The organism is Streptomyces sp. NPDC048338, assembly GCF_043201055.1.
In the GTDB taxonomy this organism is placed as follows: domain Bacteria; phylum Actinomycetota; class Actinomycetes; order Streptomycetales; family Streptomycetaceae; genus Streptomyces.
The window spans coordinates 78,619-105,376 of the sequence record NZ_JBICYQ010000015.1 but is presented as its reverse complement, the minus strand read 5'-3'; the positions used below and the strand labels follow the sequence as shown (position 1 = coordinate 105,376).

The window sequence follows — 26,758 nt, the reverse complement described above, 5'->3', positions numbered from 1 at the left end:
TTCGGAGGAACCACCGTGCCGCACCGCATCGCCGTCCTGGCCCTGCCCGGCCTGCTCCCCTTCGAACTGGGCATTCCGCACCGGATCTTCGGGCGGGCGAAGGACTCCGGGGGCCGCCCGCTGTACGAGATCGTCACCTGCGCGCCGGTCGCCGGACCGGTCCGGACGGACGCGGACTTCGCCGTGAACGTCGAGCACGGGCCGGAGGCGCTGGCGACGGCGGACACGGTCGTCGTCCCTGCCTCGTACGAACTCGGCCCGGTCTACGAGGAGGGCCGCCTGACGCCGGAGCTCGCGGCCGCCCTCGCGCACATCAGGCCCGGGACGCGGCTCGTGTCCATCTGCACCGGCGGCTACGTGCTGGCCGCCGCCGGCTGGCTCGACGGGCGTCCGGCCACCACCCACTGGTCCTCGGCCGAGCACTTCCAGCGGCTCTTCCCGAGCGTGCGGGTGGACGCGGACGTGCTCTTCGTCGACGACGGGGACGTGCTCACCTCGGCCGGCGTGGCGGCCGGCATCGACCTCTGCCTGCACATCGTGCGCCGGGACCACGGCACGGCCGTCGCCAACGAGGTGGCGCGCCGGACGGTCGTCCCGCCGCACCGGGACGGCGGCCAGGCCCAGTACATCGAGCGCCCGCTCCCGGACCCGGGCACCGCGACCACGACGGCCGCCCGCGCCTGGGCGCTGGCCCATCTGCACGAGCCGCTGCAGCTGCGCGACCTCGCCGTGCGGGAGTCGATGAGCGTACGGACCTTCACCCGCCGGTTCCGCGAGGAGGTCGGGGTCAGCCCGGGCCAGTGGCTGACCCGGCAGCGGATCGAACGCGCCCGCCACCTCCTGGAGTCGACGGACCTCCCGGTCGACAGGATCGCCCGCGACGCCGGCTTCGGCACGCCCCAGTCCCTGCGGACGCACCTGCAGACGGCGATCGGTGTGACGCCGACGGCCTACCGCCGCACCTTCCGCGCGGGCGCCACGGGCTGAGCCGCGGGCGCGGCCTCCGCGAACCGCCGCTCCCCCACGGCCCCGACCGCGGTCAGCAGCAGGGTCAGGCCGACACCCCACAGGATCGCGGTCGAGGGTGCCACCACCTGCAGCAGGCCGCCCGCCAGGGAGCCGCTCGCCGCGTAGCCGGCTCCCACGGCGGCGTACATGACCGAGTAGCCGGCCGCGAGGACGCTCGGGGGGAGGATCCGGCGCAGGGCCAGGTTCCGGGTCAGCATGGCCGGTGCCTGGAGCAGACCGGCCAGGACCAGGGCGACGGCGATGGCGGCCGTCCAGGGCAGCAGGGCCACCAGGACGACCCCTGCCGAGACGCCGAGGATGAGGACGAGGCTCTGCGCCGTGAGCCGGCCGGGCCAGTCGCCGCGGAGCCCGTAGAGGAACGCCCCCAGCGCCGAGCCGGCCGCGAAGCCGGCGAGCAGCGGTCCGGCCCAGCCGATGCCGATCCCGCGCTGCTCCAGCAGGGCGGGCAGGACGAGTTCGGCCAGGGCCAGCAGCGTCAGGCTCGCCGCGCCGGTCACGTACACGGGCCAGGCGCGCGCCAGGAGCCGCCGCACCGGCTCGCCGCCGGCGCCGGGGCCGCCCTCGGCCTTCCAGCCGGCGGGCAGCAGCCGGAGCCCGGCCACCGCCACCGCCATCAGACCGCCCTGGAGCAGCAGGGGCACGGCCGGATCGACACCCAGCGCGAAGCCCGTCGTGAGGGCGGGCGCACCGGCCCAGATCCCGAAGGTGAGCACCGACTCCATGCTCATCGCCTGGGTGACGGCATGGTCCGGGACCAGCGAGGTGAGCAGCGCGCGCAGCCCGCCGGGCACGGCCGCCGGTCCGGCGCCGGCGGCGAACGCGAGCCCGCACAGGACCGCGGGGTGCGCGCCGTCGAGCAGTCCGAGCCCCGAGAAGCCGAGCGCGCCGACCGCGAGTCCGGACGCCAGCTGCGGCCGGGCCCGTTCGGCGTTCATCCGGATGCCGAGGACGGGCGCGGCGAGGATCTCGCCGAGGACGTACACGGCGGCGAGGACGGCCCCGAGCGTGTACCCGCCGGGCCGCTCGCGGACCAGGAGGACCAGCGCGAGCGGCGCCATCGCCACCGGCATCCGTCCGGCCACGGTGACGACGGACCAGGCGAGGACGGGCCGGGTGGCGAGCGCTCGGTAGGACATGGCACCGAACGTAGCGACCCGCCGCCCTCCGCCGTGGGGATTTTTCCCGCCGGGAAGGCCGCTCAGAAGGTGAGCACCCCGCGGGCCACCTTCCCTCGCGCCGCGTCCTCGGCCGCTCTCTCGAAGTCCTCCACGGGATAGGTCTCGGTGACGAGCTCGTCGAGGAGCAGACTGCCCCGGCGGTAGAGCTCGGCGTAGAGCGCGAGGTCCTTCTGCGGGCGGGAGGAGCCGTAGCGGCAGCCGAGGATCGACTTGTCCAGGAACATCGCGGCGGGCAGGAAGCTCGCCTCGGCGGTCGGGGCCGTCATCCCGAGGAGCACCGCCTGGCCGTGCCGGTCGAGCAGGTCGACCGCGGCGCGCACCAGACCGACGTGGCCCACGCACTCGAAGACGTGGTCGGCGCCGGTGGGCAGGACCTCCCGCACGCCGTCCGCCGAGCCCAGGAAGTGCGTGGCGCCGAACCGGCGGGCGGCCTCCTCCTTCGCCGGGTTGGTGTCGACGGCGACGATCGGGTGGGCGCCGGAGATCCGGGCGCCCTGGAGCACGTTGAGGCCGATGCCGCCGGTGCCGATGACCACCACGCTCTCGCCCCGCGCCACGCGGGCCCGGTTGAGCACCGCCCCCACGCCGGTGAGGACGCCGCAGCCCATGAGGGCGGCGGAGGTGAGCGGGATGTCGGAGGGGATCCGCACGGCCTGGACGGCCTTGACGACGGTCCGCTCGGCGAAGGAGGAGTTCGAGGCGAACTGGAACAGCGGCTGCCCGCCGCGGGAGAAGGGCTGCCCGGGCCTGCCGATGGCCTTCCGGCACATCGTGGGACGGCCCCGGTCGCAGTCGGCGCAGGTGCCGCAGTTGGCGAGCGTGGACAGGGCCACGTGGTCACCGGGCCCGACATGGGTGACGCCCGGCCCGACGGCCTCGACGACACCGGCGCCCTCGTGTCCGAGGACGACGGGCGCGGGGAAGGGGATCGTCCCGTCGACGACCGACAGGTCGCTGTGGCACAGCCCGGCGGCGGCGACCGCGACGAGGACCTCCCCGGGTCCGGGGTCCCGCACCTCCAGGTCGTCGACGACCTGGACCTGCTTCCCGTCGAAGACGACGCCTCTCATGACCGCTCCTCGTCCGTGGCGTTGGGGCGGGAGCCGGCCGCCGCGGCGCGGGCCATCTCCTCCAGCCGGGTCAGCAGCGGCATCGGGTCGGTGCCGACCGTGCCGGGCAGGAAGTCCGCGATCCGCTCCGGTGTCCACGCGCCGCCCTCGGCGTACCCGGCCCGCAGCTCGCGGGGTTGCGCCCAGACCGCGATCTTGGGCCCGGCGATCGTGTAGACCTGGCCGGTGATCCCCTCCGCCCTGGCCCGCTCGGACAGGAGGTAGACCACGAGCGCCGCCACGTCCTCCGGCTCGCCGATCTCCTTCAGCTCCATGGGGACGTTGGCCGACATCCGGGTGCGGGCCACGGGCGCGACCGCGTTCGCCGTCACCCCGTACTTGTGGAGCCCCAGCGCCGCGCTGCGCACCAGCGAGATGATCCCGCCCTTGGCGGCGGCGTAGTTGGCCTGCGCCACCGAGCCCTGGTGGTTGCCGCTGGTGAAGCCGATCAGGGTCCCGCCGCCCTGCTTGCGCATCACCGCCGAGGCGGCCCGGAAGACGGTGAAGGTGCCCTTCAGGTGGGTCGCGACGACCGGATCCCACTCCTCCTCGGACATGTTGAACAGCATCCGCTCGCGCAGGATGCCAGCCACGCACACCACTCCGTCCACGCGCCCGTACTCCGCGAGCGCCACGTCCACGATCCGCGCGCCGCCCTCCATCGTCGAGATGTCGTCGGCGACCGCGACCGCGGATCCGCCCGCCGCCTCGATCTCCTTCACGACGGCGAGTGCGACCTCGGAGGTCGGCTCCCCGCCCTCGACGGAGACGCCGTAGTCGTTGACGACGACTTTCGCGCCCTCCGCCGCGCACGCCAGGGCGACCGCACGGCCGATCCCCCTCCCCGCGCCCGTCACGGCGATGACCTTGCCAGCCAAGAAGTTCCCCACGCCCGGCCCCTTCCCGCGGTTTCTGACGGTCCGTTAGATTCGTCAACAGGATTCTACGACCCGTCAGATACCGGAGAACAAGACCCCTGGAGGCCCCGATGTCAACTCCCCCGGCTCTCCCCGCCGCGTTCCACGACATCGCCAAGCGCGTCAACAACTGGGGCCGTTGGGGCCGGGACGACGAGATCGGGACGCTGAACCTGATCACCGACGAGGTGGTGCGCGAGGCCGTCGCGACCGTCCGCTCGGGACAGCGCGTCCCCCTCGCACTCGACCTCGAGCAGGACGGCGTACAGACCGGCATGATCCCCGGCCGGGTCAACCCGCTGCACGTCATGGTCCAGGTCAACCAGGAGCTCTTCGGCCCGGGAACGGTCGCCACCAGCGACGACGCCGTGACCTTCGGCCTCCAGGCGGCGACGCACTGGGACGCGCTCACGCACGTCTCGCACTCGGGAAAGATCTACAACGGGCGGCCCGCCGCCTCCATCACGCCGCACGGGCGCTCCGAGTTCAGCGGCATCCACACCGCGCGCCACATCGTCGGTCGCGGTGTCCTGCTGGACGTGGCCGCGGCCAAGGGACTCGACCGGCTGCCGGGCGACCACGCCGTGACCCCCGAGGACCTGGACGAGGCGGCGGAGTTCGGCAGGGTGACGGTCCGGGCCGGCGACATCGTGCTCGTACGGACCGGGCAGGTGCGGCAGTACCTGGCCGGGGACAAGCACGGGTACGCCTTCCCGTCCCCCGGGCTTTCCGTGCGGACGCCCGAGTGGTTCCACGCCCGGGACGTCGCCGCCGTCGCGAACGACACGCTCACCTTCGAGATCTTCCCGCCCGAGATCGAGGACCTGTGGCTGCCCGTGCACGCCCTCGACCTCGTCGAGATGGGCATGCTCCAGGGGCAGAACTGGAATCTGGAAAGTCTGTCCACAGCCTGTGCACAGAGCGGGCGGTACGCGTTCCTGCTCTCCGCGATGCCCGAGCCCTTCGTCGGCGGCACGGGCACACCGGTGGCACCGGTCGCGATCCTGTAGGAGCAGGCCGGCGCGCAGGGCCGCGGTGAGGGAAGAGGGACTCACGGGTGGCGGCGAGCATCGCGCCCGCCCCGAGCACGGCACGGCGGGCCGCCACCCCGGTCGCGACCCGCACTCGCCGAGGGTGCGGCACCCTCGGCGTCCCCTCGCGACGCATCGCTCACCCCAGGGTGAACAAAGCGGCACGAACCGTCAACAGTGCCCCCGGCGAAGCGTCAGCAGGAGGCCCGGTCGAAGGCGATCGGCTCCCGCACCACCTGCGCCGAGACCGGAACGCTCCGGTCCACCTCGCACCAGATGCTCTTGCCGGCGCCTTCGCGCTGCCAGCCCCAGCGGTCGGCCAGTCCGTCCACCAGCTCCAGGCCGCGGCCGTTGGTGTCCTCACCCTGGGCGTGCCGCTGGAGCGGGGGCCGGTCGCTGCGGTCGGCCACCTCGACCCGGACCGTCCCGGCGTCCGGACAGCCGGCGCCGAACAGCATCCTCAGGACGGCCGGACAGCCCGTGTGCACCACGGCGTTGGTCACCAGCTCGGAGATGAGCAGCACCAGCGTCTCGGCCAGCGGCTCGTCCACCCCTATGCCCGATCCGGCGAGCCTCGAACGGGCCCATCGCCGGGCTCGTCCCACCTCTGCCGGGTCGGCCCCGACCTCCAACTGAACCTGAAGCACCTGCACCGTTCACACCATCCGAACCGGCGGACACATCGCCTCGCGCCTCACAGCCATCGACGCCCTCACGGAACGTGATTTCCTTGCGAGACAGCATGGTTGACGTACAGTCACCGCAACAAGCGCTTCAGGCATATTCCAGCGCGAAGGAGTACGCATGGTCCATACTGTGCGACGCACGCTGCGGGGAGTCGAACAGGGGCGCGCGAGGCGCCTCCAGGGGGCGCGAACGGCGGGCATTCCGGGGCACGGAGCCGCCGCACCGGCGACACCGGTACGGACCGGACCCACAACCACTCGCATCCCACGGAGCGTACCGGAGCGGGACCCCGACTCCGGGCCGTGACGGCCCGGCCGGGGGACACAACCCGATATCGACGCTCCGTGAGCGTCACCGGCCACGCCGGCTACAACCGTGCCGCCTCCACCTCCTCCGCGAGGACCTTCGGGATCCACCGTTCGGCCCGGACCCAGGCCCGTTTCAGATGCAGATGGACCTCCGCCTCCCAGGTGAAGCCCATGCCGCCGTGGATCTGGAGGCAGTCGCGGGCGCAGCCGGTCGCGGCCTCGTCGGCGAGCAGTTTGGCCCCCGCGATCTCGACCGGGTCACCGGTCACGGCCGCCGCGTAGACGGCGGCCCGGGCTACTTCCGTTCGTACGAGCATCTGCGCGCACAGATGCTTGACGGCCTGGAAGGCGCCGATCGGCCGGCCGAACTGCTCCCGCTCGCGGGCGTGGCGCACGGCCGCCTCGGTCGTGCGCCCGGCGCTGCCGAGCTGTTCGGCGGCGGTCAGCAGTGCGCCGGTCGCGACGAGCGCGTCCGGCACCGGGCCGGTGGCGGACGCGCGTTCCCGGCGGGCGCCGCCGTCGGGGCCCGGCAGCCGGTGCAGGGGCGTCAGCGGGTCCACCGAGCGCACCGGGACGGCGCCGGAGACGTCCCCGCGGACGACGTCCGCCTCGTCCAGCCACTCCACGAGCCCTCCGTCGGGCCCGGTGACCACGGTCTTGCCCTCGGCCGCGCCGGGCACCTCCCCCGCCGCCAGGTGCGTCGCGACCAGCGGCCCGGGCAGCAGGGCCCGTCCCGCCTCCTCGAAGACGAGCACCGCCTCGGGGAGGCCGAGGCCGACACCGCCGGCCTCCTCGGGCAGCCGGAGCGCGAAGAGGCCCGCCTCGCCCAGTTCCCGCCACAGCGCCCGGTCGAGCGTCCCCGCGGCGACGGCCGTCCGGAGCTCCTGCGCGCCGAAGCGTCCGGCGAGCAGCTCCCGCACGCCCGCCCTCAGCGCCCTCTGGTCCTCGGTGAGCCGGAAGTCCACTCGGATCACCCTCCCTTCGGAAGGCCGAGGATCCGCTCGGCGACGATATTCCGCTGGATCTGCGAGGTGCCCGCGGCGATCGTGTACGAGAGCGAGGACAGCCGGTCCTGGTTCCACTCCCGGCCGAGGTCGAGCGCGTCCGGGCCGAGGACGGCGGCGGCCGCGTCGTAGAGCTCCTGGCGGGCGTGGGAGTAGCGGAGCTTGAAGACGGAGCCGCCGACGCCGGGAACGCCGCCGCCGGCCTGCGCCTCGCTGACGTTCCACTGGGTGAGGCGCCACAGGGCGCGGAACTCGGCGCTCAGCGCGCCCAGCCTGCGGCGCACCACGTCGTCGTCCCAGGTGCCGTTGCGTCGTGCCGCGGCGGCGAGTTCGCCGAGGGTGCGGCGGCAGGCGACGACCTCGCCGACGAAGGCCGTGCCGCGTTCGAAGGACAGCGTCACCATGGTCACCCGCCAGCCGTCGTTCTCCGCGCCGACCCGGTGGGCGGCCGGCACCCGGACCTCGTCGAGGAACATCTCGGCGAACTCGGCGGACCCGGCGAGCGTGCGCAGCGGCCGGACGGTGATCCCGGGAGCGTCCATCGGCATCGCGAGCCAGCTGATGCCCCGGTGCCGGGGGGCCTCCGGGTCGGTGCGGACGAGCAGTTCGCACCAGTCGGCGACCTCGGCGTGCGAGGTCCAGATCTTGGAGCCGGTGACCACGTAGTCGTCGCCGTCCCGGACCGCCCTGGTGCGCAGGGAAGCGAGGTCGGAGCCGGCGTCCGGCTCGCTGAAGCCCTGGCACCAGACCTCCTCGCCGCGCAGGACGGGCGGCAGCCAGCGCTCCCGCTGCTCGGCGGTCCCCTCGGCCGCGATCGTCGGTCCCGCGTGCAGCAGTCCGACGAAGTTGGCGCCGACGTAGGGGGCGCCGGCCCGCTCGGTCTCCTCCAGGAAGATCAGCCGATGGGTCGGGGAGGCGTCCCAGTGGACGTCCGCGTACCCCGCCTCGTACAGCCGGCGCTGCCAGCCGCAGTCGTAGGCGCGGCGGCCCGGCCAGTCCAGCGGGTCGGGCCGGGGCGGCAGGGTGGGCAGGACCGTCGCGAGCCAGGCGCGCAGCCGCGCCCGGAAGTCCTCCTCCTCGGCGGTGTACGCGAGGTCCATCAGACGATGCCCAGGCCGAGCATCCGGATGGCGTTGCCGCGCATCAGTTTGTAGACGGTCTCGTCGTCGAGGTCCTTGACGTGGTCGAGGGCGACCTCGCGGGTGTGCGGGAACGTCGAGTCGACGTGCGGGTAGTCCGTCTCGAAGGTGGCGTTGTCCCGCCCCACCACGTCGAGCGAGGCGATGCCGTGCTTGTCGCGGAAGAAGCAGCAGAAGATCTGCCGGTAGTAGTACGTCGAGGGCGGTTCGGGGATCAGGTCGCGGACGCCGCCCCAGGCGCGGTGCTCCTGCCACACGTCGTCGGCCCGTTCGAGGGCGTACGGGATCCAGCCCATCTGGCCCTCGCTGTAGGCCAGCTTGAGCGTCGGGAAGCGGACCAGGACCCCGCTGAAGAGGAAGTCCATCATCGAGGCCATCGCGTTGTTGAAGCTGAGCGACGCCTGCACGGCGGGCGGGGCGTCGGGGGACGCGGCGGGCATCTGGGAGGAGGAGCCGATGTGCATGTTGACGACGGTCCCCGTCTCCTGGCACACGGCGAAGAACGGGTCCCAGTGGCCGGAGTGGATCGACGGCAGCCCCAGGTGGGTGGGGATCTCGGAGAACGTCACGGCCCGCACCCCGCGGGCGGCGTTGCGCCGGATCTCGGCGACGGCGAGGTCGATGTCCCAGAGGGGGATGATGCAGAGGGGGATCAGCCGCCCGCCGCTGCCGCCGCACCATTCCTCGACCATCCAGTCGTTGTAGGCGCGGACGCAGGCGAGGGCGACCTCCTTGTCGTGGGCCTCGGCGAACGTCTGGCCGCAGAAGCGGGGGAAGGTGGGGAAGCACAGGGACGCCTCGACGTGGTTGAGGTCCATGTCCTTCAGTCGTTCGGCGGGGTCCCAGCAGCCGCGGCGCATCTCCGCGCGGGTGATGCCCTCCAGGGTCATGTCGTCGCGGTCGAAGCCGACGGCGGCGATGTTGCGCTTGTACGGGAACTTCAGGTCCTCGTAGATCCACCAGTCGGTGGGCGGGCCGTCGGGGTCCATGGTGATCCGGTACTTCCCGCCGACGTACTCCAGCTCCCCGATGCCCGCGGTCACGGGCCGTGGTCCGCGGTCGCGGTACCGCGCCGGCAGCCAGGTGTCGAAGAGGTGCGCGGGCTCGATCACATGGTCGTCGACGCTGATGATCCGAGGCAGTTCCTGGTCCATGGGCGCACTCCTCTTCTGACGGGTCGTCAGATAGCAGGCTAGCCCCGCACCCCTGGACCGACAAGGAGCATGGCCCTACGCTCTCCGCACGATCTGACAGTCCGTCAGTTCGATCGAGCCGCTCGGAGTCGAGAATGACCGACACCGCACACGCCCTGGGCGCCTCCCGCACGCTCTGGGAGCTCGTCGCCCGCCGCGCCGCCCTCACCCCCGACCATCCCGTCCTGCTCCAGGGCGACCGGACGCTGACCTTCGGCGAACTGCGCGACCGCGCCGAACGGTGCGCCGCCGGCCTCTGGGAGATGGGGGTGCGCCCGGGCACGGTCGTCGCCTGGCAGCTGCCGACCCGGATCGAGACGGCGATCCTGTCCTTCGCGCTGACCCGCGTCGGAGCCGTCCAGTCCCCGGTCATCCCCTTCTACCGGGACCGCGAGGTCGGCTTCGCGCTGCGCGCGTCGCGGGCCGAGTTCTTCGCCGTACCCGGGGTCTGGCGCGGCTTCGACCACACGGAGCTGGCACGCCGGCTCGGTGCCCGGGGCGTCTTCGAGGCCTACGACTCCCTTCCCGACGGCGACCCGGCGGTCCTGCCGCCCCCGCCGGCGCCCGAATCCGGGCAGGACGTGCGCTGGATCTACTGGACCTCCGGGACCACCTCCGACCCCAAGGGCGTCCTGCACACCGACCGCTCGCTGATCGCGGGCGGCTCCTGCCTCGCCCACGCCCTGCACCTGACCTCGGACGACGTCGGCTCGATGGCCTTCCCGTACGCCCACATCGCCGGGCCCGACTACACGGTGATGCTGCTGCTCTACGGCTTCCCCGCGGTGATGTTCGAGCAGTTCGCGCTGCCCGGCGCCCTGGAGGAGTACCGCAAGCACGGGGTGACGGTGGCGGGCGGGTCCACCGCCTTCTACGCGATGTTCCTGGCCGAGCAGCGCAAGCTGCCCCCGGGCGAGAAGCTCATCCCGAGCCTGCGGCTGCTCGCCGGCGGCGGGGCGCCCAAGCCCCCGGAGGTCTACCACGCGGTGGTGCGCGAGATGGGATGCCAGCTGACCCACGGCTACGGCATGACCGAGGTCCCGATGATCACCATGGGCTCGCCGGACGACACCGCCGAGAACCTCGCCACCACGGAGGGCAGGCCGCCGGCCGGCATGGAGATACGCATCGCGCGGGACGCCTCCGGCAACGGCGAGGTGCGCCTGCGCGGCGAGGCGGTGTGCCGGGGCTACCTGGACCCCGCGCAGACGGCCACCGCCTTCGACGAGGACGGCTTCCTGATCACCGGCGACGTGGGACACCTCACCCCGTCCGGGCACCTGGTCCTCACCGGCCGGATCAAGGACATCATCATCCGCAAGGGGGAGAACATCTCGGCCAAGGAGATCGAGGACCTCCTCCACCGGCACCCGGCGGTCGGCGACGCGGCCGTCATCGGCCTGCCGGACCCGGAACGCGGCGAGCGGGTCTGCGCGGTGGTCGAACCCGCCGAACGGCCGCCGGGCGCGGCCCCCCTGACCCTGGCGGCGGTCACCGACTTCCTGCGCGGCGAGGGGCTCTCCGTCCACAAGCTGCCGGAGCAGCTGGAGGTGGTCGAGGAACTGCCGCGCAACGACACCCTGCGGAAGGTCCTCAAGTACAAACTGCGCGAACGGTTCACCACGGTGGACACGGCCTGAACACCGGGAGACCCGCTCCACGGTACGTCCCTTTTGAGTGAAACCTTCCCGGGCTTTCCGACGTCCTCCTCTCGGAAGCCGGTCACGGGCCAGCGGGGGAGTGGACGTTCATGGCACTGAGGAAGTACACCGCGCACATAGCCGTCGTCACGTCGGCGGTCGCACTCACCGGAGCGGTGTGGGGCGCGTCGGTCCTGACCCGCTCGGAGGCGGCCGACACGGCGCGCGGGCCGGCCGCGCAGGGCAAGGGCCCCTCGACGCAGAACCCGGCGCGCCCGCCCGCCAGGGTCCCGGAGAGCATCGCGCACGCCTCCGAGTCGGGCGGACAGGCCGTCAACATCACCATCGACGACGGCCCGGACCCGCGGTGGACCCCCGACGTGCTGCGGATCCTGAAGAAGAACGGCGTCAAGGCCGTCTTCTGCATGATCGGCCCGCAGGCCCGGCAGCACCCCGAACTGGTGAAGCAGGTCGTCGCCGACGGACACCGGCTCTGCGACCACACCACGGACCACGACACCACGATGGACCGGAAGTCGCCCGAGTACCAGAAGCAGCAGATCCTCGCGGCGAAGAAGATGATCGAGGACGCGGCGGGCGGTGCGAAGGTCGAGTACTACCGCGCCCCGGGCGGCGCCTTCACCCCCGACAGCCGGCGGATCGCCGCGGCGGCCGGCATGCGGCCGCTCGGCTGGAACGTCGACACGAAGGACTTCCACCGGCCCGGCACGCAGGCGATCGTCGACACCGTGCGCAACGAGCTGCCCAACGGGCCGACGATCCTCTTCCACGACGGCGGCGGCGACCGCAGTCAGACCGTCGCCGCGCTGGAGCAGGTCCTGCCCTGGCTCAAGGAGCAGGGCCACCCGACCGGCTTCCCCGTGCGGACCCGCCCCTGAAGGCCGCTCAGGAGTCGCGCTCCTCCGTCATGAAGTACCGGGCGAAGGCACCCACGGCGGCCTGCTCGTCGACGGCTCCCGAGTCCGCGGTCGGCAGCGTACGGGCGCTCAGCGCGGCCGCCTCCGGGGAGACACCGAGCGCCAGCAGGGCGCGCTCCACCTCCGCGGGTGTCCCGGCGATGGCGAGGGCGGCGTGCAGGAACGGCCGGGCGATCTCCGCGAAGCGCTCGGGGTGGTCGTGCAGTCGCTTGACCGCGCCGCCGAGGAACTCCTCGTGGCTCACCTTCTGGTCGCCGTCGACGTCCGCGATCCCGGCCATGCCCTGCCAGAACGCCTCGGCGCCGTCGCACAGGGCCTGCCCGCGGTCGGAGCGGAACGTGACGCCGAACTCGGTGAGAAGCCGTTTCGCCGCGGTGGAGAAGTCCTCGCGGGAGATGGTCCCGTCGCCGTCCTGGTCGAAGGCGGCGAAGCGGGAGGCGAGCCGGCGCTGCAAAAGCCGCTCGCGGTCCGGGTGCTCCGTGTGCTGCGTGTGCTCCATCCTCGGAGACTACGACGACCGGGCCCGCTATGCCGAGAGGGGCCGGGCGTCCTCGCTCACGGCGGCGTCCACGTCCCCGTACACCTCGAAGAGGCGCCGCACCCCGAGCGCGGCCAGGACCCGGTTGACGTGCGCGCCCTCCATGGCGTCCGGCGCGGGCAGCACGACGTGCAGCCGGCCGCGGCAGGAGTACATGAGCCGGCGGGCGGCGATCAGCACGCCCACCCCGCTGGAGTCGCAGAACACCACGCCCGAGAGGTCCAGGACCAGATCGTGGCGCCCGTCGGCGACGGCGTCGTGGACCCGTCTGCGGACCAGAGGAGAGGTCACCAGGTCCAGCTCCCCGCGGATGCGCAGCACCGTCCACGGGCCCTGTTCGTCTTCGTCTTCCTCGACGTGGAGCGTCACCGATCGCGCCCTTCAAACGGAGGGAGTCCTTCCCGTGCCTCTCCCGCTGCCCCGGGGGAACCGCGCGAAACCCCCCGTATCGTGATTGACGCTTTCCTTACCATCGGGAATTCCGTCAAGAGCGCACTTGCGGCAAAGAGGAGTGCGCCAGTGCCGCGGCGCATTACTTTGGAGTATGAACTCGGGTCGGGAGGGCCGCCGCAGAGCTCCGGAGGGCTTCGTATGGCGAAGGACACACCACCGCGCTGGGACCGCAGGATGCAGCAGCGGCTGGCGCGGGGCGAGGCAGCCGCGCTCGGGGAGCTGTACGACCGCTTCGCCTCCCTGGTGCACAGCCTCGCCCACCGGGTGCTCGACGACGACGACGCGGCCGACCAGGTCACCCGCGAGGTCTTCGGGTACATCTGGGAGAACCCCGACGCCTACGACCCCAAGGAGGGCAGCATGCGCTCCTGGGTCGCCCGGCTGACCCAGCGGCAGGCCGTGCACCGGCTGCGCCAGACCGAGGCGGTGGCCTACGAGGAGAGCGGCGAGGGGTCCGCGGAGGAGCTGGAGCAGAAGGTGCTCCGGGCCTCGGTGGCGGCCCGCGCGGACTACATCGTGACGTCGATGCCGGCGCCGCTGCGAGCCGCACTGGAACTGGCCTATTTCCAGCGGCGCGACTACCGGCAGACCGCGGCCGACCTCGGTGTGACGGAGGACGAGGCGCGGCGCCGGCTGCGGCTCGGGCTCCAGCTGCTGTCGTCCGCGAACACCCGCCCGCTGGAGGGGTCTTCGCCACCCGGTCACGGACGTGCCCGGTGACCGGGTCGAACGGCTCCGACGACACGCCCGACGAGGTCGCACGCGCGCCCCGGATACCGGGACCGCGCTGGGCGGCGGACGACCACGCCGACCTGTCGCGCGCCGTCCCGCCCGCGGACGCACCCGGCCCGGTGCCGGACCTCCCGCAGGCGCCCCCGCCTCCCCCGCCGCCGCCTTCGCACACCGTGCTGAAGTCCCTGCTCGGGGCCTGGGCGCTGTCGGCATGCTCGGTGGAGGAGACCGAAGCGGTCGAGAACCACCTCACCGAATGCGCCCCGTGCGCCGACGAGGCCCTGCGCCTGCGGGACGCGGTCGGCCTGCTGCACGCGGAACGCGACCTGGACCTCGACCCGCTGCTGCGCTCCCGGGTCCTGGAGAACTGCCTCGGCCGCCGCCCGGCCCGGATCCCGGTGCCGGCCTGGGCCGCCCCGTACGACGCGGAGACGGCCCGGCTCGACGCGCTGCTCCAGGACATCGGCGAGTCGGAGTGGCACGCCCCGGTCCGGCTGAAGTGGTTCGAGGAGGAGCGCCCGGCCAGCCGCCGGACCACGGTGGCCGGCGTGATCGGGCACCTGCTCACGGTCGACGGCCTGGTGGCGACGGCCCTGGGCCTGGACGACCCGCTCGGCGGCACCCGGGCCGCGTCCCCGGCCTCGCCGACCGCGCGGACGGAGGCGTACTGGCAGAGCTCGGACCATCCGGTGACGCGCGGCGTGCGCGAACCGTGGCGCGACCAGAGTCACACCCTGATCCGCACGGTCTCCTTCGCCGGGCGCGGCGTCGCGGACCTCACCGTGACGTACGGGGACTTCGCGCTCCCGATGCGCGACTCGCTGCTGGAGCGGGCCTTCGAGTGCTGGGTGCACGCGGACGACATCGCCAACGCCGTGGCGTACCCGTACGAGCCGCCGAGCGGGGCGCACCTGCACGGCATGATCGACCTGGCCGCCCGGCTGCTGCCGGCCGCCCTGGCCGGGCGCCGCCGCGCGGGTCTGGCCGCTCCGGCCCGCCACCTGGTCGAGGCGGGTGCCCCGGGCCGCTCGCTCCATCTGGAGGTCGAGGGCGCGGGCGGCGGCCACTGGTACATCGCCCTCGACTCGCCGGCGGCCATGGGTTCCCCGGACCACGCGGTGGCCCAGGTGGCGATGGACGGTGTCGAGTTCTGCCAGCTGGTGGCGGGACACGTGCCGCCCGAGGAGGCCGCGGCGGGCCAGGACGGCGACCGCGAGGCGATCCGGGACGTGCTGTTCGCGGCGGCGTCGCTGAGCCGGCTGTAGGGGGCAGGGGCGTGCGCGTCCCTGCCCGCTCCGGCGCGGCCCGTCAGGCGAAGACGACCGTGCGGCGCCCGTTGAGCAGGATGCGGCGCTCCGCGTGCCACTTCACGGCCCGCGCCAGAGCCTGGCACTCGACGTCGCGGCCGATCGCCACCAGCTGGTCCGGGGTGACCTCGTGGCCCACCCGCTCGACCTCCTGCTCGATGATCGGGCCCTCGTCGAGGTCGGCCGTCACGTAGTGGGCGGTCGCTCCGATCAGCTTCACCCCGCGCGTGTGCGCCTGGTGGTAGGGCTTCGCGCCCTTGAAGCTCGGCAGGAAGGAGTGGTGGATGTTGATGATCCGGCCCGACAGCTGCTTGCACAGGTCGTCGGAGAGCACCTGCATGTAGCGGGCGAGGACGACGAGCTCCACCTCCTCGGCGCGGACGAGCTCCAGGAGCTCCGCCTCCGCCTCCGCCTTGGTGTCCTTGGTGACCGGAATGTGCCGGAACGGGATGCCGTACGAGCCCACCAGTTCCTCGAAGTCGGTGTGGTTGGACACCACGGCGACGATCTCGACCGGCAGCGCCCCGATGCGGGAGCGGAAGAGCAGGTCGTTCAGGCAGTGCCCGAACTTCGACACCATCAGCACGATACGCATGCGTTCGTCGGCCCGGTCGAGCTGCCAGTCCATCTCGAAGGCGTCACCCACCGCGGCGAAGCTGGCCCGCAGCTTGTCCACCGACACCGGCGCCTCGGCCGAGAAGTGGACCCGCATGAAGAAGAGGCCGGTGTCCCGGTCCCCGAACTGCTGACTGTCCTCGATGTTGCAGCCCGTGATGAAGAGATAGCTCGACACGGCGTGCACGATGCCCTGTTTGTCCGGGCAGGAGAGCGTGAGGACGTACTGGTCGGTCATCCCCGTAGCGTGCCACACGCGGGGAGGACGCCCCGGCCGCCGTCCGTCAGGCGGACCGGGTCATGATCCGGAGCACGTCCAGCGAACGCGGGGGCGCGTCCGGGTCCTCGCCGTCGGCCGACGCCAGCCGTACGTGTGCCTCACGGGCGGCACGGACGGCCTCCGGCCACCCGTGATGGTCCATGTAGGCCGAGACGGGGGCGTCCGGACCCACCTGGTGCATGATCCTCAGCACCCGGAGCACGGCCACGTCGACGAGCGCGGCCTCCCCCGAGTCTCGGAAGACCGTGCCCACGTACTTCTCGGCGGACCAGTTGTCGAGCCAGGTGTCCTCGACCAGTCGGTAGACGGCGTCGGTGACGTCGCCGTACCCCTCGTGGCCGGCCAGCCAGGTGGTCTCGTGGAACCCGGGGTCGGAAAGCATGTGCAGCGCCGAGCGCACGTTGCTGCGCCAGCGCCACCAAGGCACGTCGTTGAGCGGCATGCCGCCCATGGTGGAGGAGCGACGGCCGCGACGGGAAGAGTTCATCGAACCGGAGAGTGGACTGGACACGTTTCGATCGTACGTTCCCCGCCGACCGTTCCCGACCGGCCCCCGTAATTCACCTTCACGTCACCCAACGTTGAACCATGCTCACTCCCGCGTTACCCATGAGGCGGAATTGTGCATGCCCATGACCGGTAGGCGACTGACCTCATTCCTCGCGCACGTCACGACCGCGGCGGCCGGAGCGTCGCTGCTCACCGGATGTGGCGTGCTCCCTGGTGCCACGGGGGGCTCCAGGGAGCCCGTCACGGTGATGACCTGGGCACCCGACGGCACCCGGGCCACCAACATGCCGGGCATGCCCGCCATGGCCAAGGCGTACGCCCGCTGGATCAACGAGTCCGGCGGGATCGACGGCCACGAGCTCCGCGTCCTCACCTGCAACGAGGAGAACACCTCCGCCGGCGCGGCGGCCTGCGCGCGCCGTGCCGTGAAGGAGGGCGCCGTGGCCGTCGTCGGCTCCTACAGCAGGCACGCACATGCCTTCCTCGCCCCCCTGGAGGCCGCGGGGATCCCGTACATCGGCGGCTACGGCGTCACCGAGGACGAGTTCACCAGCCCGCTCTCCTACCCCGTCAACGGCGGCCAGGCGTCCCTGCTCGCCGGCAACGGGATCCAGCTCGCCGAGTCCTGCCGCAAGGTCTCCCTCGTCCGGCCGGACAACGCGGCCGGCGACAAGCTGCCCGACCTCCTCAACTCCGGCCTGCGCAAGTCCCGTCACGGCAGCGCCATCGACATCCCGGCCGCGGAGGACTCCACCGAGTACACCCGGCAGGCCGGCCGGGCCCGCTCGAAGGCCGGCAACGACAAGGGCTGCGTCACCGCCGTGCTCGGCGAGCGCACCCAGACGTTCTTCGACTCGTTCCGCCGGCTGCCCGAGAACGCGAAGGCCGGTGACGGCGACGAGGGCGTCCGCATCTCCTCGGTGCTCGGCAGCGTCGCCCAGCCGGTCATCGACCGCACCGGCGGCCCCCACAGCCCCTTCGAGGGCGCGTACGTGACCGGCTGGTACCCGGAGGAGAACGACCCGAGCTGGGCCCCGATGCGCAAGGTGATCAAGGAGCAGGCCTTCGTCGACAACCGGGTCGACCCGGCCGACGCAGGCGTGCAGACGACCTGGATCGCCTACACCGTCCTGAAGCAGGTCGTCGAGTCGCTCGACACCGACACCGTCGACGCCCACGCCCTCTCGATGGCCCTCGACCGCGGGGTCGAGATCGACACCGGCGGCCTCACGCCGCCGCTGCGCTGGCGACACGAGGACCTGCTCGGCGCCACCGGCTTCCCCCGGATCGTCAACCACCAGGTGACCTTCCAAGTGGTTCGCCAGGGACGCCTGGTGGCCCAGAAGCCCGGCTTCGTCGACGTCGGCCAGACCGTCCTCACCGCCCCGTAGGGCCGCGCCGGACCGTCCGACCGCCGGGCGGGGCAGCGCCCGGCGGGTCGGCGACGGTCAGAGCTGGGTGGGCGTCCGCTTCGACAGCCCGTACTTCTCGGCGGTCGGGTTCCACAGCCCGGCCGCCTCGCGCTTGGCGACGGTGGCGTCGCTGCTCGCCTTGCCCGCGGCGAGCGTCTCGCCGGTGCTGCGCGCCTTGCCGCCCTTGCACAGCTTCTTGTTCTTCATCTGGTCGGCCCAGGCCGCGTAGTGGTCGTCCGCCGAGGCGGACGCCTGCCACGCCTTCGTCAGGGACGCCGTCAGCTCCGAGTTGTTCGGCAGCTGGTCGACCGACAGCGCCTGCAGGCGGGTCACCAGACCGCGGCGCTGCTCGGCCGCGCCCCGCAGGTCGGAACCGGCCTGGTCGAGGTTCTTGCACTTCTTGATGGACTCGACCGAACGGATCACCGCGTCACGGCTGTCGTTGCTGTCGGCGAGGAGCTTGTCGAGCGCCTTCGCCTGCGGCTCGGCCGGGTCGGCCGCCTTCTCCGTGGGGGCGGTGGACGGCGTGCCGGTGGTGGCGGCCACGGGCTGGCCGGACTTCTTGTCCTTGTCGCCGTCGCCACCGCTGAGCAGCGCGCCGGCACCGAGGCCGACGACCGCGCAGCCGATGACCACGGCGGCGATCAGCGCGACGGGCGACCTGCGGCGCGGCTCGGGCTCGTCGTCGTACCCGTCCTGGTAGGCGTCCTGGTACGGCGACGGCGGCTGCTGGAACTGCTGCGGCGGCGGCTGCTGCGCGTACGGGGCCTGCTGGTACGGCTGCCTCGGGGCCTGCTGCTGCGGCTGCGGCATCTGCGACGTCGTGTCGCTGCGGAAGAGGTTGTCGAACTCCGCGGGAGGCTGCCGCTCGCCGTGCATCTGCGCCGGTACGGGAGCGATGTACTGGGTCGCGTCGGACGCGCCCGCCGGCGGAGCCGGCTGCTGCAGCGGGCCCGTCCCGAGGAACCGGGTGTCCGGGCCGCCACCCTGCCCGGCGACCGGCGGGATGTACTGGGTGGCCTGCATGTCCGCGGCCGGGGCGGCCGGCGGATAGCCGTAGCCCGCCTGCGGCGGCTGCGCCTGCGCGTCGGGGGCTGCCGACGGGTAGCCGTAGCCCCCCTGCGGCGGCTGCGCCCCGGGTATGGCGCCCGGCATCGGCCCCGGCGGCCCGCCCTGCGGGACCGGCGGCATGTACTGGGTCGCCTGCATGTCCGCGGCGCCGCCCGGCACGGCCTCCGGCGGCAGCGGCTGCCCCTGCTGCCCACCGGGGCCCCAGCCGCCGCTCCACGGCTGCCCGCCGGCCGGCCCGGCGGCCTGGCCGCCCGCCGCACCGCCGTCGGCGGGCAGCACGACACCTTCGTGCGTGGGCCGCCCCGCCGGGTACTGCGGCTCCGGACCCTGTCCGCTCTGCGTCACCGGGACTCCTACTGATGGACCTACGGAATCGTCGGCTCACGCTACCGGGTGCGTCCGGCGGCGTGCACACGCGTGTGATTCCGATTACACACCTGGGACAACTCCCGTCACGCACGCCCCTGGTGAGCGGACGTGACGACGCTCACGTCCTGGTCGAAAGGGGGCCGAACCCCCGATCGGGCCGAGCAGCACGCCCCTCCCCCTCCCCCTCCCCCTCCCCCTCCCCTTCTTCCCCCCTCCCCTTCTTCCCCGCCCTCCCGTCCGCCCCGTCCCCCGGTCTCCCCGCTTCCGCGGGCCGGGCCGCGCCTCAGGCCGCGTGGAGCGCGAGCCTGGTGCCGAACTCGCGGACCACCGGCTCCCGGGAGAAGGGTTCGAGGCGTTCCTTCAGGTCGTCCAGGTACTCCGCGCCCCGGGACGACCTCAGGGTGCCCAGGAGTTCGAGCGCCTGCGTGCCCGTGTGACAGGCCTGTTCCACCTCGCGCCGCTGGACCTGGGCCGAGGCCAGCAGGACCAGGCCGATCGCACGGCGCCGGGCCCGCGTCTCGGGGTGACCGGTCAGGGAGTCCTCCGCGGCCCGCGCCGCCGCCTCCGCCTGGCCCAGGTCCCGGTGGCAGTGGGCCAGTTCGTCGGCCAGGTAGGCGTGGTCGAAGTGCGCGATCCACGCCGGGTCGTCCCCCGAGTCCGGATCCGCCCGCTCCAGCGCCCGCACCGCGCGCCCCGCCACCACCTCGAAGGCCCGCGTGTCCCCCAGCAGCGCGTGCCCGCGGGCCTCCGCCGCGCAGAACATCGCCTCCGCCCGCGGCGTCACCCGGCCCCGCGCGCCCTCCTGCGCCGCCCGCGCCAGCTGCGCGATCTCCCTCGGGTTGCCGAGCTGCGCCGCCAGATGACTCATCGAGGCCGCCAGCACGTACCCGCCGTAGCCGCGGTCCCCGGCCGCCTGCGCCATCCGCAGCGCCTGGATGTAGTAGCGCTGGGCGAGCCCCGGCTGCCCGGTGTCCACCGCCATGTAACCGGCCAGCTCCGTCAGCCGCGCGACGGCCCCGAAGAGCCGGCGGCCCACCGACTCCCGGTACGAGCCCGACAGCATCCCGGACACCACGCTGTTCAGGTAGTGCACGACCACCGGGCGGACGTGACCGGAGCCGAACCGGCGGTCCAGATCGACCAGCGCGGCCGTCATCGCCCGGACCGCCTCCACGTCCGCGATCCCCACGCGCGCCCCGGCCGACCGCGCCACCTGCGCGTCCGCGCCGGTGATCAGCCAGTCCCGACTCGGCTCCACCAGAGCGGAAGCGGCCACGGTCGACCCCGACAGGAAGTCCCGGCGCCCCACGTCGCTGCGCCACAGCTCGCAGACCTGCTCGATCGCGCCGAGCACGGTCGGCGCGAACTGCAGCCCGACACCGGAGGCCAGGTTCCGGCCGTTCGCCATGCCGATCTCGTCGATCGTGACCGTGCGGCCCAGTTTGCGGCCCAGCGCCTCCGCGATGATCCCCGGCGCCCGGCCACGCGGCTGCTGGCCCCGTAGCCATCGCGCCACCGACGTCTTGTCGTAGCGCAGGTCGAGGCCCCGTTCCGCTCCGACCATGTTCACCCTGCGCGCGAGGCCGGCGTTGGAACACGCGGCCTCCTGAATGAGCACCTGCAGCCGTTCGTTCGGCTGACGGGCAACGAGTGGCCTGGCTGCCATGACTACCCCCTGAGGCCGGTGTGCGAGCGATAGGACTGATCACTGCCCGGCGGATATCCGGTCAATGCAGATGTGAACACGCGAAACCGGACGCATCGACCACTGCCCTGTGGCCGGCACCCCCCTTCACCGGCTACCCGTTCGCCGCTTCCCTGCCGCACGCGCGCCCCCGCCCGTGCACCGATGCGCCCCGCATGCAGGATCGATGCTCCACGCCGCTCTCCGTCCCGCCCGTAACCCCAGGTGGCGGCGGGAGTTGAGATCACCGTGGAAGAGACGATCGGAGTCACGGAGGCCGCGCAGATCCCCCAGCAGCGGGGGGAGCTGCTGCTGGACAGCGCCGTGCGGTACGCGGAAGAGCGGCACTGGGACGTGTTCCCCGGCACCTGGCTGGAGGCGATCGAGGGCGGGGAGCGCTGCTCCTGCGGCGCCGACGCCTGCGTGACACCCGGCGCCCATCCGGCCAGGCCCGACTGGTCGACCCAGGCCACCGGCAGCGCGGTCGGGGCACGGCGCATGTGGTCGAAGCACCCCAAGGCGTCGATCCTGCTGCCCACCGGCCGCACCTTCGACGCGATCGACGTGCCGGAGTCGGCGGGCTTCCTGGCGCTGGCGCGCATGGAGCGCATGGAGCTGACCCTCGGCCCGGTGACGTGCACCCCCGACCGCCGGATGCTCTTCTTCGTCCTGCCGGGCGCCGCCACCAAGGTCCCCGACCTGGTCCGCAAGCTCGGCTGGGCCCCGGCCTCGATCGACCTGATCACGCGTGGAGAGGGCCACTACGTCGCGGCGCCGCCCACCCGGGTCGGCGGGATCGGCGCCGTGCAGTGGGCGCGCCGGCCCACCCCGGCGAACCGCTGGCTGCCGGACGCGGAGGAGCTGATCAGCCCGCTCGCCTACGCCTGCGGGCGGGAGGCGGCGGCCGAACGGGCACGTCAGTCATGACCCCTTCCCCCTGAAGCCGCCGCCGTAAGGTTGGCCCCGTCGCGTACGGGGACGACCGAAGAGGTGACGGATCATGCCTGACCAGGCATTTGACGGAGTGTTCGAACAAGCGGGCCACGCGCCGGAGGACGGCGCGGTGCCCGCGGTCCGGGTCGAGGGGCTGTGGAAGCGCTTCGGCCCGCAGATCGCGGTGAACGGGATCGACCTCGTCCTGCCCGCGGGGAAGTTCATCGGGCTCGTCGGCCCCAACGGCGCCGGCAAGACGACGACCCTGTCCATGATCACCGGACTGCTGCGCCCGGACCACGGACGCATCCTCGTGGCCGGACACGACGTCTGGCGCGACCCCGAGTCGGTGGCCGAGGTCAAGGCCCGGATCGGCATCCTGCCCGAGGGCCTGCGGCTCTTCGAGCGCCTCTCGGGCCGCGAACTGCTGGCGTACACCGGGCGGCTGCGGGGGCTGCCCGGTGCCGAGGTCGACAAGCGGGCCGCCCAGCTGCTCGACGTACTGGACCTGGCCGGCTCGCAGAACAAGCTGGTCGTGGACTACTCGACCGGCATGCGCAAGAAGATCGGGCTGGCGGCGGCACTGCTGCACAACCCCGAAGTCCTCTTCCTCGACGAGCCGTTCGAGGGCGTCGACCCGGTGTCCGCGCAGACCATCCGGGGCGTACTGGAGCGGTACACCGGCTCAGGCGCGACCGTCGTCTTCTCCAGCCACGTGATGGAGCTGGTGGAGTCGCTGTGCGACTGGGTGGCGGTGATGGCCGCGGGCCGGATCCGGGCGCAGGGCACCCTGGCGGACGTACGGGGCGAGGCGCCGTCGCTGCAGACCGCGTTCCTCGAACTGGTCGGCGCGCAGGGACGGGAGACCGGGGAGTCCCTGGACTGGCTGGGCGGTTCCGCCCGATGACGACCGCCACTTCCGCCTCCCCCGCCCCGACGGCCGCGGCTCCGTCGCTGACCTCGGTGTTCGTACGCCTCAAGCTCGCGTTGCTGCGCAACGGACTGCGCCAGTCCGCGGGCCGTACTGCCGCCTACGTCACCTCGATCGTCGTGGCGGCCGTCTTCGCGGCGGGGATGGTGCTCGCCTTCGTGCTGCTGCGCGGGAACGAGGACGCGGTCTCGGTCGCCGTGCCGATGACGGCGGTGCTCGCGCTCGCGTGGACCGTGATGCCGCTGTTCGTGCCGAGCGGCGACGAGACGCTCGACCCCTCGCGGCTGGTGATGCTGCCGCTGCGGCCGCGGTCGCTGGTGCGGGCGCTGCTGGTCGCCTCACTGGTGGGGATCGGCCCGCTGTTCACCGTCTGTGCGGCGCTGGGCGCGGCCTTCGCGCTGGCCCGGGGCGCCGCCGGGATCGTGGTCTCGGTGTTGGCCGTGCCCCTGGTGACGCTGGTGTGCGTGGCGCTGTCGCGAGCGGTCGCGGCGGCCAACGTGCGGTTGCTGACCTCGCGCAAGGGCCGGGACCTGGCGGTGCTGAGCGGCCTGGTCATCGCGGTCGGCATCCAGTTGGTGAACTTCGGCGTCCAACGGCTCAGCCGGGCCGGCGGGCTGTCCGCGCTCGAACCGGTCGCCGAGCTGACGGGCTGGCTGCCGCCCGCCTCCGCCGTCGCCGCGGTGGACGCGGCGAGCGCGGGCGACCACACGTCGGCCGCGGCCCGGCTGCTGCTGACGGCGGCCGCGCTGGGGGCGCTGCTGTACTGGTGGCAGCGGAGCCTGGTGAAGCTGATGACGGCGCCGGACGGCTCGACGGTCGGCGCGGCCGGCGAGGCGTCGGCGAAGGACAGGGCCGGCCGCGGACTGCTGAACCGGCTCCTGCCCGGCGGGCGGACCGGCACGGTGATGGAGCGCAGCCTGCGCTACATCTGGCGCGACCCGAAGACGAAGGCCGCGTGGATCACCTCCCTGGCGATCGGCCTGATCGTCCCGATGGTCAACGCCCTCCAGGGCACCGGCTCGATCTACTTCGCCTGCTTCGCCTCCGGCATGCTCGGCATCCAGATGTACAACCAGTTCGGGCAGGACACCTCGGCTTTCTGGATGGTCGCGCAGACCATCTCGACGACGGCGGACGCGTACGCCGAACTGCGGGCGCGGGCGCTGGCCCTGCTGACGATCACCCTGCCGTACACGGCGCTGGTGACGGCGGCGACGGCGGCGGTCCTCGGCGACTGGTCGGCGCTGCCGCAGGCACTCGGCCTGGCCTTCGCGCTGCTCGGCGCCATGCTGGCGACGGGCGCGGTGGCGTCGGCGAACTTCCCGTACTCGATCCCGCAGGACAGCGCCTACAAGAACGTCGCGCCGGGGCAGGCCGGGCTGGCCTGGATCTCGATCTTCGGCGGGATGCTCGCGGCGGCGGTGCTGTGCGCGCCGGTGATCGGCGCGACGGTCTTCCTCCACCTCACGGACCGGGAGTCGCTGCTCTGGATCCTCCTCCCGGGCGGCACGGCGTACGGGGCACTGATCGCCTGGGCGGGCCTGCGGATGGCGGCGCCCCGGACGGCACGGCGGCTGCCGGAGATCCTCGTGGCGGTGAGCAAGGGCTGAAGCGGGCCGAAGGCCGTGTCCGGGCGGACACGACCCGAGGGCCGTCCCGCGCGCGGGACGAGAGGGCGGGGCCGGACGGGACACGTCCGCTCCCGCCCTCTTCGCGTCTCCCGACCCGACGGATTCACGGGCGCGCGGACCCTTCGGACTGGGGTCTTCCGGCCTACCCGGCCGCCGTCGTAATGCTCCAAGACCGAACCAATTCGACGTCTTCGCAGCTCAGCGCTTCGTTCGGGCTTGTACCAATGCCCGATTTCGGCGTCACGGGCCCGCCCTCGCGTCTCGGCGCACCCTCTCCCAGCTGCCCGAACGACCAATCGGTCGGGTGCCGTCCGGGGCCCACGGCCGGAAAGCGGCGAGCGATGTGCGATCACCCTCCGCATCAGCAAGACTCCCGTCCGCAATCGCAAGTCACCCGCACAAACATCCGAAGGAGACATACCCGTGCGTTACCTCCGCGGCTCATCCGTCGCCACCGCCCTCGCCACCGTGACCGGTCTCGCCCTCCTGGGCACGGCCGGCGCCGGCCTCGCCCAGGCCGCCCCGGCCGCTCCCGCGAGCCTGTACCCGCCGTCGGCACTCGTGCTCACGGTCGGCAAGGGCGAGGACGCCGCGACGGCCACGGTCGAGAGGGCGGTGACCCTGAACTGCAGCCCGCGCCCCAGCGGCACCCACCCCGCGCCCGCCGCCGCCTGCAAGGAGCTGGCCGGGGTCGGCGGCGACCTCGCGCAGCTGAGCGTGATGTGGGGCGACAGCCCCTGTACGCGCCAGTGGGACCCGGTGACGGTCACCGGCGACGGCGTGTGGCAGGGCCGGCGGGTCAGCTGGTCCGCCACGTACGCCAACACGTGCGAGATGCACGCCGGGATGGCCCGGAACAGCGTGTTCGCGTTCTGATCCGCGACCGCGTCCAGGGAGGCCGGGCCCCGAGGGGCCCGGCCTCCCCCGCGTCCGGCGGGGCCTGGTCAGGACGTGAGGACGCCGTTGAGGAAGGGTTCGACGGCCTCGCGCCACGCGGTGGCGTGCTCGGCCTCGTAATGGAGGAGGTGCCCGGCGTCCGGCACCTCGGCGTAGGCCCCGCGGGGCAGTACCCGGACCATCTCCTGGGCCTCGGCGCGGCCCAGTTCGCCGTCCAGACCACGGACGACGAGGGTGGGGCAGCGGACCTGGGCGAGCGAGTCCCAGTGGGCGTCGTGCACCCAGGTCTCGCGGGAGGTCAGCATCTGGGCGGGGTCGAAGACCGGCCGCCAGCCGTCGGCGTGCTCGGTCATCACCTCGGCGAAGAACTCGCCGCGGGCGGGGTGGGGCCGCTCGACCCAGGGGTCGTCCTCGCCGAACCACTTCCGCACCGCGTCGGGGGAGGTGAAGGGGAGGGGCCACCGGCGGAACCAGTCCTGCCACTCCCGCTGGGAGGCGGCCCCGAGGGCGGAGGCCCGCATGTCGCAGATGACCAGGGCGCGGACGAGGTCGGGGCGCTCGGCGGCGAGCTGCCAGGCGGTGAGGGCACCCATGGAGTGGCCGACGAGGGTGACCGGTCCGAGGTCGAGCTGCTCGACGGCTGCCGCCGCGTCGGCGACGTACGCCTCGCGCGTGTACGGGCCGGCGGCGGGCTTGTCGCTGCGGCCGTGACCGCGCTGGTCGAGGGCGACGGTCCGATGGCGTTCGGCGAGCCAGCGAGCGGTGGGCGCCCAGTGGGAGGCGCGCCCCATCAGACCGTGGAGCAGTAAGACGCCCGAGGCGCCCCCCTGCACACGCTCTTCCCTGAACTCCCAGGCAGCCAGGCGTACGCCGTCGGCTCCGGTGACGTCGATACGTCGCACCATGTTCCCTGGCACCCCCTTCTTTCCATCGAGCGTGTCGAGCTCCGCCAGACTATCGAACCTGTATTCGAAAATGGGGATCTGCCACGCAACACCCCTCGTTCGAGTGACGGTGCTCAAGGATTGGCGCGCGTCGCCGAGGGGAGATGTTCAGCGGGAGGCGGGCCGCTCGGGGAAGACGGTCCGAAGGGAATGACCCTGGGAGCTCGGGGCTCCGGGTCAGCACAGGGGAGGACAGGCCCCGGCGCCCATGGGCGCCGGGGCCCTCTGTCGTTCGGCGCACCGCCCTCATCGCACCCTCCCCGGCACGTCCGGCTCGC

General features: G+C 73.0%; 25 protein-coding genes. 11 read left to right on the top strand and 14 right to left on the bottom strand.

Annotated features, from left to right (window positions below):
* The first annotated feature begins 15 nt into the window (after positions 1-15).
* Positions 16-987 carry a GlxA family transcriptional regulator gene (locus ACGFZF_RS30840; RefSeq protein ID WP_393559516.1) on the top strand — a complete coding sequence of 324 codons (972 nt, stop codon included), beginning with the start codon at positions 16-18 and terminating at the stop codon, positions 985-987.
* On the opposite strand, the gene ACGFZF_RS30835 is transcribed toward ACGFZF_RS30840, so the two are convergent.
* The 3 genes from ACGFZF_RS30835 to ACGFZF_RS30825 all read right to left on the bottom strand — a co-directional run bounded on the left by ACGFZF_RS30835 (position 951) and on the right by ACGFZF_RS30825 (position 4,206).
* Entirely contained in the window at positions 951-2,165 is a 1,215-nt protein-coding gene (locus ACGFZF_RS30835) for an MFS transporter (protein WP_393559514.1), read from the bottom strand. The genes ACGFZF_RS30840 and ACGFZF_RS30835 overlap by 37 nt on opposite strands.
* Before the next feature lie 62 nt (positions 2,166-2,227).
* A complete protein-coding gene (locus tag ACGFZF_RS30830) occupies positions 2,228-3,277 on the bottom strand; it encodes a Zn-dependent alcohol dehydrogenase (protein ID WP_393559512.1) in 1,050 nt (349 codons plus the stop codon).
* Positions 3,274-4,206, bottom strand: a complete 933-nt coding sequence (locus tag ACGFZF_RS30825; protein ID WP_393559510.1) for an SDR family oxidoreductase — start codon at positions 4,204-4,206, stop codon at positions 3,274-3,276. The genes ACGFZF_RS30830 and ACGFZF_RS30825 overlap by 4 nt, the downstream gene beginning before the upstream one ends.
* Positions 4,207-4,304: 98 nt before the next feature.
* On the opposite strand from ACGFZF_RS30825, the gene ACGFZF_RS30820 reads away from it, so the two are divergent.
* Positions 4,305-5,243 (top strand): cyclase family protein, encoded by a 939-nt coding sequence (locus ACGFZF_RS30820; protein WP_393559509.1) that lies wholly within the window; start codon positions 4,305-4,307, stop codon positions 5,241-5,243.
* 215 nt (positions 5,244-5,458) lie between these two features.
* Here ACGFZF_RS30820 and ACGFZF_RS30815 read toward each other — a convergent pair whose 3' ends face one another.
* The 4 genes from ACGFZF_RS30815 to ACGFZF_RS30800 form a co-directional block, all read right to left on the bottom strand.
* Entirely contained in the window at positions 5,459-5,917 is a 459-nt protein-coding gene (locus ACGFZF_RS30815; RefSeq protein ID WP_393559507.1) for an ATP-binding protein, read from the bottom strand.
* Positions 5,918-6,318: 401 nt separating this feature from the next.
* Positions 6,319-7,224 (bottom strand): acyl-CoA dehydrogenase family protein, encoded by a 906-nt coding sequence (locus ACGFZF_RS30810; RefSeq protein WP_393559505.1) that lies wholly within the window; start codon positions 7,222-7,224, stop codon positions 6,319-6,321.
* 5 nt (positions 7,225-7,229) lie between these two features.
* The gene (locus ACGFZF_RS30805; RefSeq protein ID WP_393559503.1) at positions 7,230-8,363 is read right to left on the bottom strand and encodes an acyl-CoA dehydrogenase family protein; all 1,134 of its coding nucleotides are present in this window, start codon (positions 8,361-8,363) and stop codon (positions 7,230-7,232) included.
* Positions 8,363-9,556 (bottom strand): amidohydrolase family protein, encoded by a 1,194-nt coding sequence (locus ACGFZF_RS30800; RefSeq protein WP_393559501.1) that lies wholly within the window; start codon positions 9,554-9,556, stop codon positions 8,363-8,365. Before ACGFZF_RS30800 ends, ACGFZF_RS30805 begins: the two co-directional genes overlap by 1 nt.
* Positions 9,557-9,690: 134 nt before the next feature.
* Between ACGFZF_RS30800 and ACGFZF_RS30795 the strand changes: the two genes are divergently transcribed.
* Positions 9,691-11,235 carry a class I adenylate-forming enzyme family protein gene (locus tag ACGFZF_RS30795; protein WP_393559499.1) on the top strand — a complete coding sequence of 515 codons (1,545 nt, stop codon included), beginning with the start codon at positions 9,691-9,693 and terminating at the stop codon, positions 11,233-11,235.
* 110 nt (positions 11,236-11,345) lie between these two features.
* Positions 11,346-12,134: a polysaccharide deacetylase family protein gene (locus ACGFZF_RS30790; RefSeq protein ID WP_393559497.1), complete on the top strand. Its 789-nt coding sequence runs from the start codon at positions 11,346-11,348 to the stop codon at positions 12,132-12,134.
* A gap of 7 nt (positions 12,135-12,141) precedes the next feature.
* On the opposite strand, the gene ACGFZF_RS30785 is transcribed toward ACGFZF_RS30790, so the two are convergent.
* Both ACGFZF_RS30785 and ACGFZF_RS30780 read right to left on the bottom strand, forming a co-directional pair.
* Positions 12,142-12,672 (bottom strand): EF-hand domain-containing protein, encoded by a 531-nt coding sequence (locus ACGFZF_RS30785; protein WP_393559495.1) that lies wholly within the window; start codon positions 12,670-12,672, stop codon positions 12,142-12,144.
* Positions 12,673-12,699: 27 nt separating this feature from the next.
* On the bottom strand, positions 12,700-13,080 hold the full coding sequence (locus ACGFZF_RS30780) for an STAS domain-containing protein (RefSeq protein WP_356599898.1): 381 nt from the start codon (positions 13,078-13,080) through the stop codon (positions 12,700-12,702).
* 222 nt (positions 13,081-13,302) lie between these two features.
* On the opposite strand from ACGFZF_RS30780, the gene ACGFZF_RS30775 reads away from it, so the two are divergent.
* Positions 13,303-13,884 (top strand): sigma-70 family RNA polymerase sigma factor, encoded by a 582-nt coding sequence (locus ACGFZF_RS30775; protein ID WP_393559492.1) that lies wholly within the window; start codon positions 13,303-13,305, stop codon positions 13,882-13,884.
* Positions 13,881-15,161 (top strand): zf-HC2 domain-containing protein, encoded by a 1,281-nt coding sequence (locus ACGFZF_RS30770; protein WP_393559490.1) that lies wholly within the window; start codon positions 13,881-13,883, stop codon positions 15,159-15,161. Before ACGFZF_RS30775 ends, ACGFZF_RS30770 begins: the two co-directional genes overlap by 4 nt.
* A gap of 43 nt (positions 15,162-15,204) precedes the next feature.
* On the opposite strand, the gene purU is transcribed toward ACGFZF_RS30770, so the two are convergent.
* Together purU and ACGFZF_RS30760 are read right to left on the bottom strand one after the other, a co-directional pair.
* On the bottom strand, positions 15,205-16,056 hold the full coding sequence (gene purU, locus ACGFZF_RS30765; RefSeq protein ID WP_393559488.1) for a formyltetrahydrofolate deformylase: 852 nt from the start codon (positions 16,054-16,056) through the stop codon (positions 15,205-15,207).
* Between the two features lie 46 nt (positions 16,057-16,102).
* Positions 16,103-16,585 carry a hypothetical protein gene (locus tag ACGFZF_RS30760; RefSeq protein WP_393559486.1) on the bottom strand — a complete coding sequence of 161 codons (483 nt, stop codon included), beginning with the start codon at positions 16,583-16,585 and terminating at the stop codon, positions 16,103-16,105.
* Positions 16,586-16,730: 145 nt separating this feature from the next.
* Here ACGFZF_RS30760 and ACGFZF_RS30755 point away from each other — a divergent pair, with 145 nt between their 5' ends.
* Positions 16,731-17,999, top strand: coding sequence for an ABC transporter substrate-binding protein (locus ACGFZF_RS30755; RefSeq protein ID WP_393559484.1), 1,269 nt, complete (start codon positions 16,731-16,733; stop codon positions 17,997-17,999).
* A gap of 57 nt (positions 18,000-18,056) precedes the next feature.
* On the opposite strand, the gene ACGFZF_RS30750 is transcribed toward ACGFZF_RS30755, so the two are convergent.
* Positions 18,057-19,436, bottom strand: a complete 1,380-nt coding sequence (locus tag ACGFZF_RS30750; RefSeq protein WP_393559482.1) for a hypothetical protein — start codon at positions 19,434-19,436, stop codon at positions 18,057-18,059.
* 307 nt (positions 19,437-19,743) lie between these two features.
* The gene (locus tag ACGFZF_RS30745; protein WP_393559480.1) at positions 19,744-21,126 is read right to left on the bottom strand and encodes a transcriptional regulator; all 1,383 of its coding nucleotides are present in this window, start codon (positions 21,124-21,126) and stop codon (positions 19,744-19,746) included.
* Positions 21,127-21,393: 267 nt separating this feature from the next.
* On the opposite strand from ACGFZF_RS30745, the gene ACGFZF_RS30740 reads away from it, so the two are divergent.
* From ACGFZF_RS30740 to ACGFZF_RS30725, 4 genes are all read left to right on the top strand, one after another.
* A complete protein-coding gene (locus ACGFZF_RS30740) occupies positions 21,394-22,071 on the top strand; it encodes a bifunctional DNA primase/polymerase (protein ID WP_393559478.1) in 678 nt (225 codons plus the stop codon).
* A 73-nt stretch (positions 22,072-22,144) separates the two neighbouring features.
* Positions 22,145-22,984 carry an ABC transporter ATP-binding protein gene (locus ACGFZF_RS30735; protein ID WP_393559476.1) on the top strand — a complete coding sequence of 280 codons (840 nt, stop codon included), beginning with the start codon at positions 22,145-22,147 and terminating at the stop codon, positions 22,982-22,984.
* A complete protein-coding gene (locus ACGFZF_RS30730) occupies positions 22,981-24,618 on the top strand; it encodes a transporter (RefSeq protein WP_393559474.1) in 1,638 nt (545 codons plus the stop codon). The genes ACGFZF_RS30735 and ACGFZF_RS30730 overlap by 4 nt, the downstream gene beginning before the upstream one ends.
* A gap of 444 nt (positions 24,619-25,062) precedes the next feature.
* Positions 25,063-25,515, top strand: coding sequence for a subtilase-type protease inhibitor (locus ACGFZF_RS30725; RefSeq protein WP_356599915.1), 453 nt, complete (start codon positions 25,063-25,065; stop codon positions 25,513-25,515).
* Between the two features lie 68 nt (positions 25,516-25,583).
* Here ACGFZF_RS30725 and ACGFZF_RS30720 read toward each other — a convergent pair whose 3' ends face one another.
* Positions 25,584-26,441: an alpha/beta fold hydrolase gene (locus ACGFZF_RS30720; protein WP_393559471.1), complete on the bottom strand. Its 858-nt coding sequence runs from the start codon at positions 26,439-26,441 to the stop codon at positions 25,584-25,586.
* Between the last annotated feature and the right edge of the window lie 317 nt (positions 26,442-26,758).

Bases quoted from the DNA above. Each gene is read 5' to 3' on its own strand.
- purU (WP_393559488.1), bottom strand. From the start codon at position 16,056: ATGACCGACCAGTACGTCCTCACGCTCTCCTGCCCGGACAAACAGGGC.
- ACGFZF_RS30785 (WP_393559495.1), bottom strand. From the start codon at position 12,672: ATGGAGCACACGCAGCACACGGAGCACCCGGACCGCGAGCGGCTTTTG.
- ACGFZF_RS30830 (WP_393559512.1), bottom strand. From the start codon at position 3,277: ATGAGAGGCGTCGTCTTCGACGGGAAGCAGGTCCAGGTCGTCGACGAC.
- ACGFZF_RS30790 (WP_393559497.1), top strand. From the start codon at position 11,346: ATGGCACTGAGGAAGTACACCGCGCACATAGCCGTCGTCACGTCGGCG.
- ACGFZF_RS30745 (WP_393559480.1), bottom strand. From the start codon at position 21,126: ATGGCAGCCAGGCCACTCGTTGCCCGTCAGCCGAACGAACGGCTGCAG.
- ACGFZF_RS30755 (WP_393559484.1), top strand. From the start codon at position 16,731: ATGACCGGTAGGCGACTGACCTCATTCCTCGCGCACGTCACGACCGCG.
- ACGFZF_RS30805 (WP_393559503.1), bottom strand. From the start codon at position 8,363: ATGGACCTCGCGTACACCGCCGAGGAGGAGGACTTCCGGGCGCGGCTG.
- ACGFZF_RS30760 (WP_393559486.1), bottom strand. From the start codon at position 16,585: ATGAACTCTTCCCGTCGCGGCCGTCGCTCCTCCACCATGGGCGGCATG.
- ACGFZF_RS30795 (WP_393559499.1), top strand. From the start codon at position 9,691: ATGACCGACACCGCACACGCCCTGGGCGCCTCCCGCACGCTCTGGGAG.
- ACGFZF_RS30775 (WP_393559492.1), top strand. From the start codon at position 13,303: ATGGCGAAGGACACACCACCGCGCTGGGACCGCAGGATGCAGCAGCGG.
- ACGFZF_RS30800 (WP_393559501.1), bottom strand. From the start codon at position 9,556: ATGGACCAGGAACTGCCTCGGATCATCAGCGTCGACGACCATGTGATC.
- ACGFZF_RS30820 (WP_393559509.1), top strand. From the start codon at position 4,305: ATGTCAACTCCCCCGGCTCTCCCCGCCGCGTTCCACGACATCGCCAAG.
- ACGFZF_RS30720 (WP_393559471.1), bottom strand. From the start codon at position 26,441: ATGGTGCGACGTATCGACGTCACCGGAGCCGACGGCGTACGCCTGGCT.
- ACGFZF_RS30835 (WP_393559514.1), bottom strand. From the start codon at position 2,165: ATGTCCTACCGAGCGCTCGCCACCCGGCCCGTCCTCGCCTGGTCCGTC.
- ACGFZF_RS30735 (WP_393559476.1), top strand. From the start codon at position 22,145: ATGCCTGACCAGGCATTTGACGGAGTGTTCGAACAAGCGGGCCACGCG.
- ACGFZF_RS30730 (WP_393559474.1), top strand. From the start codon at position 22,981: ATGACGACCGCCACTTCCGCCTCCCCCGCCCCGACGGCCGCGGCTCCG.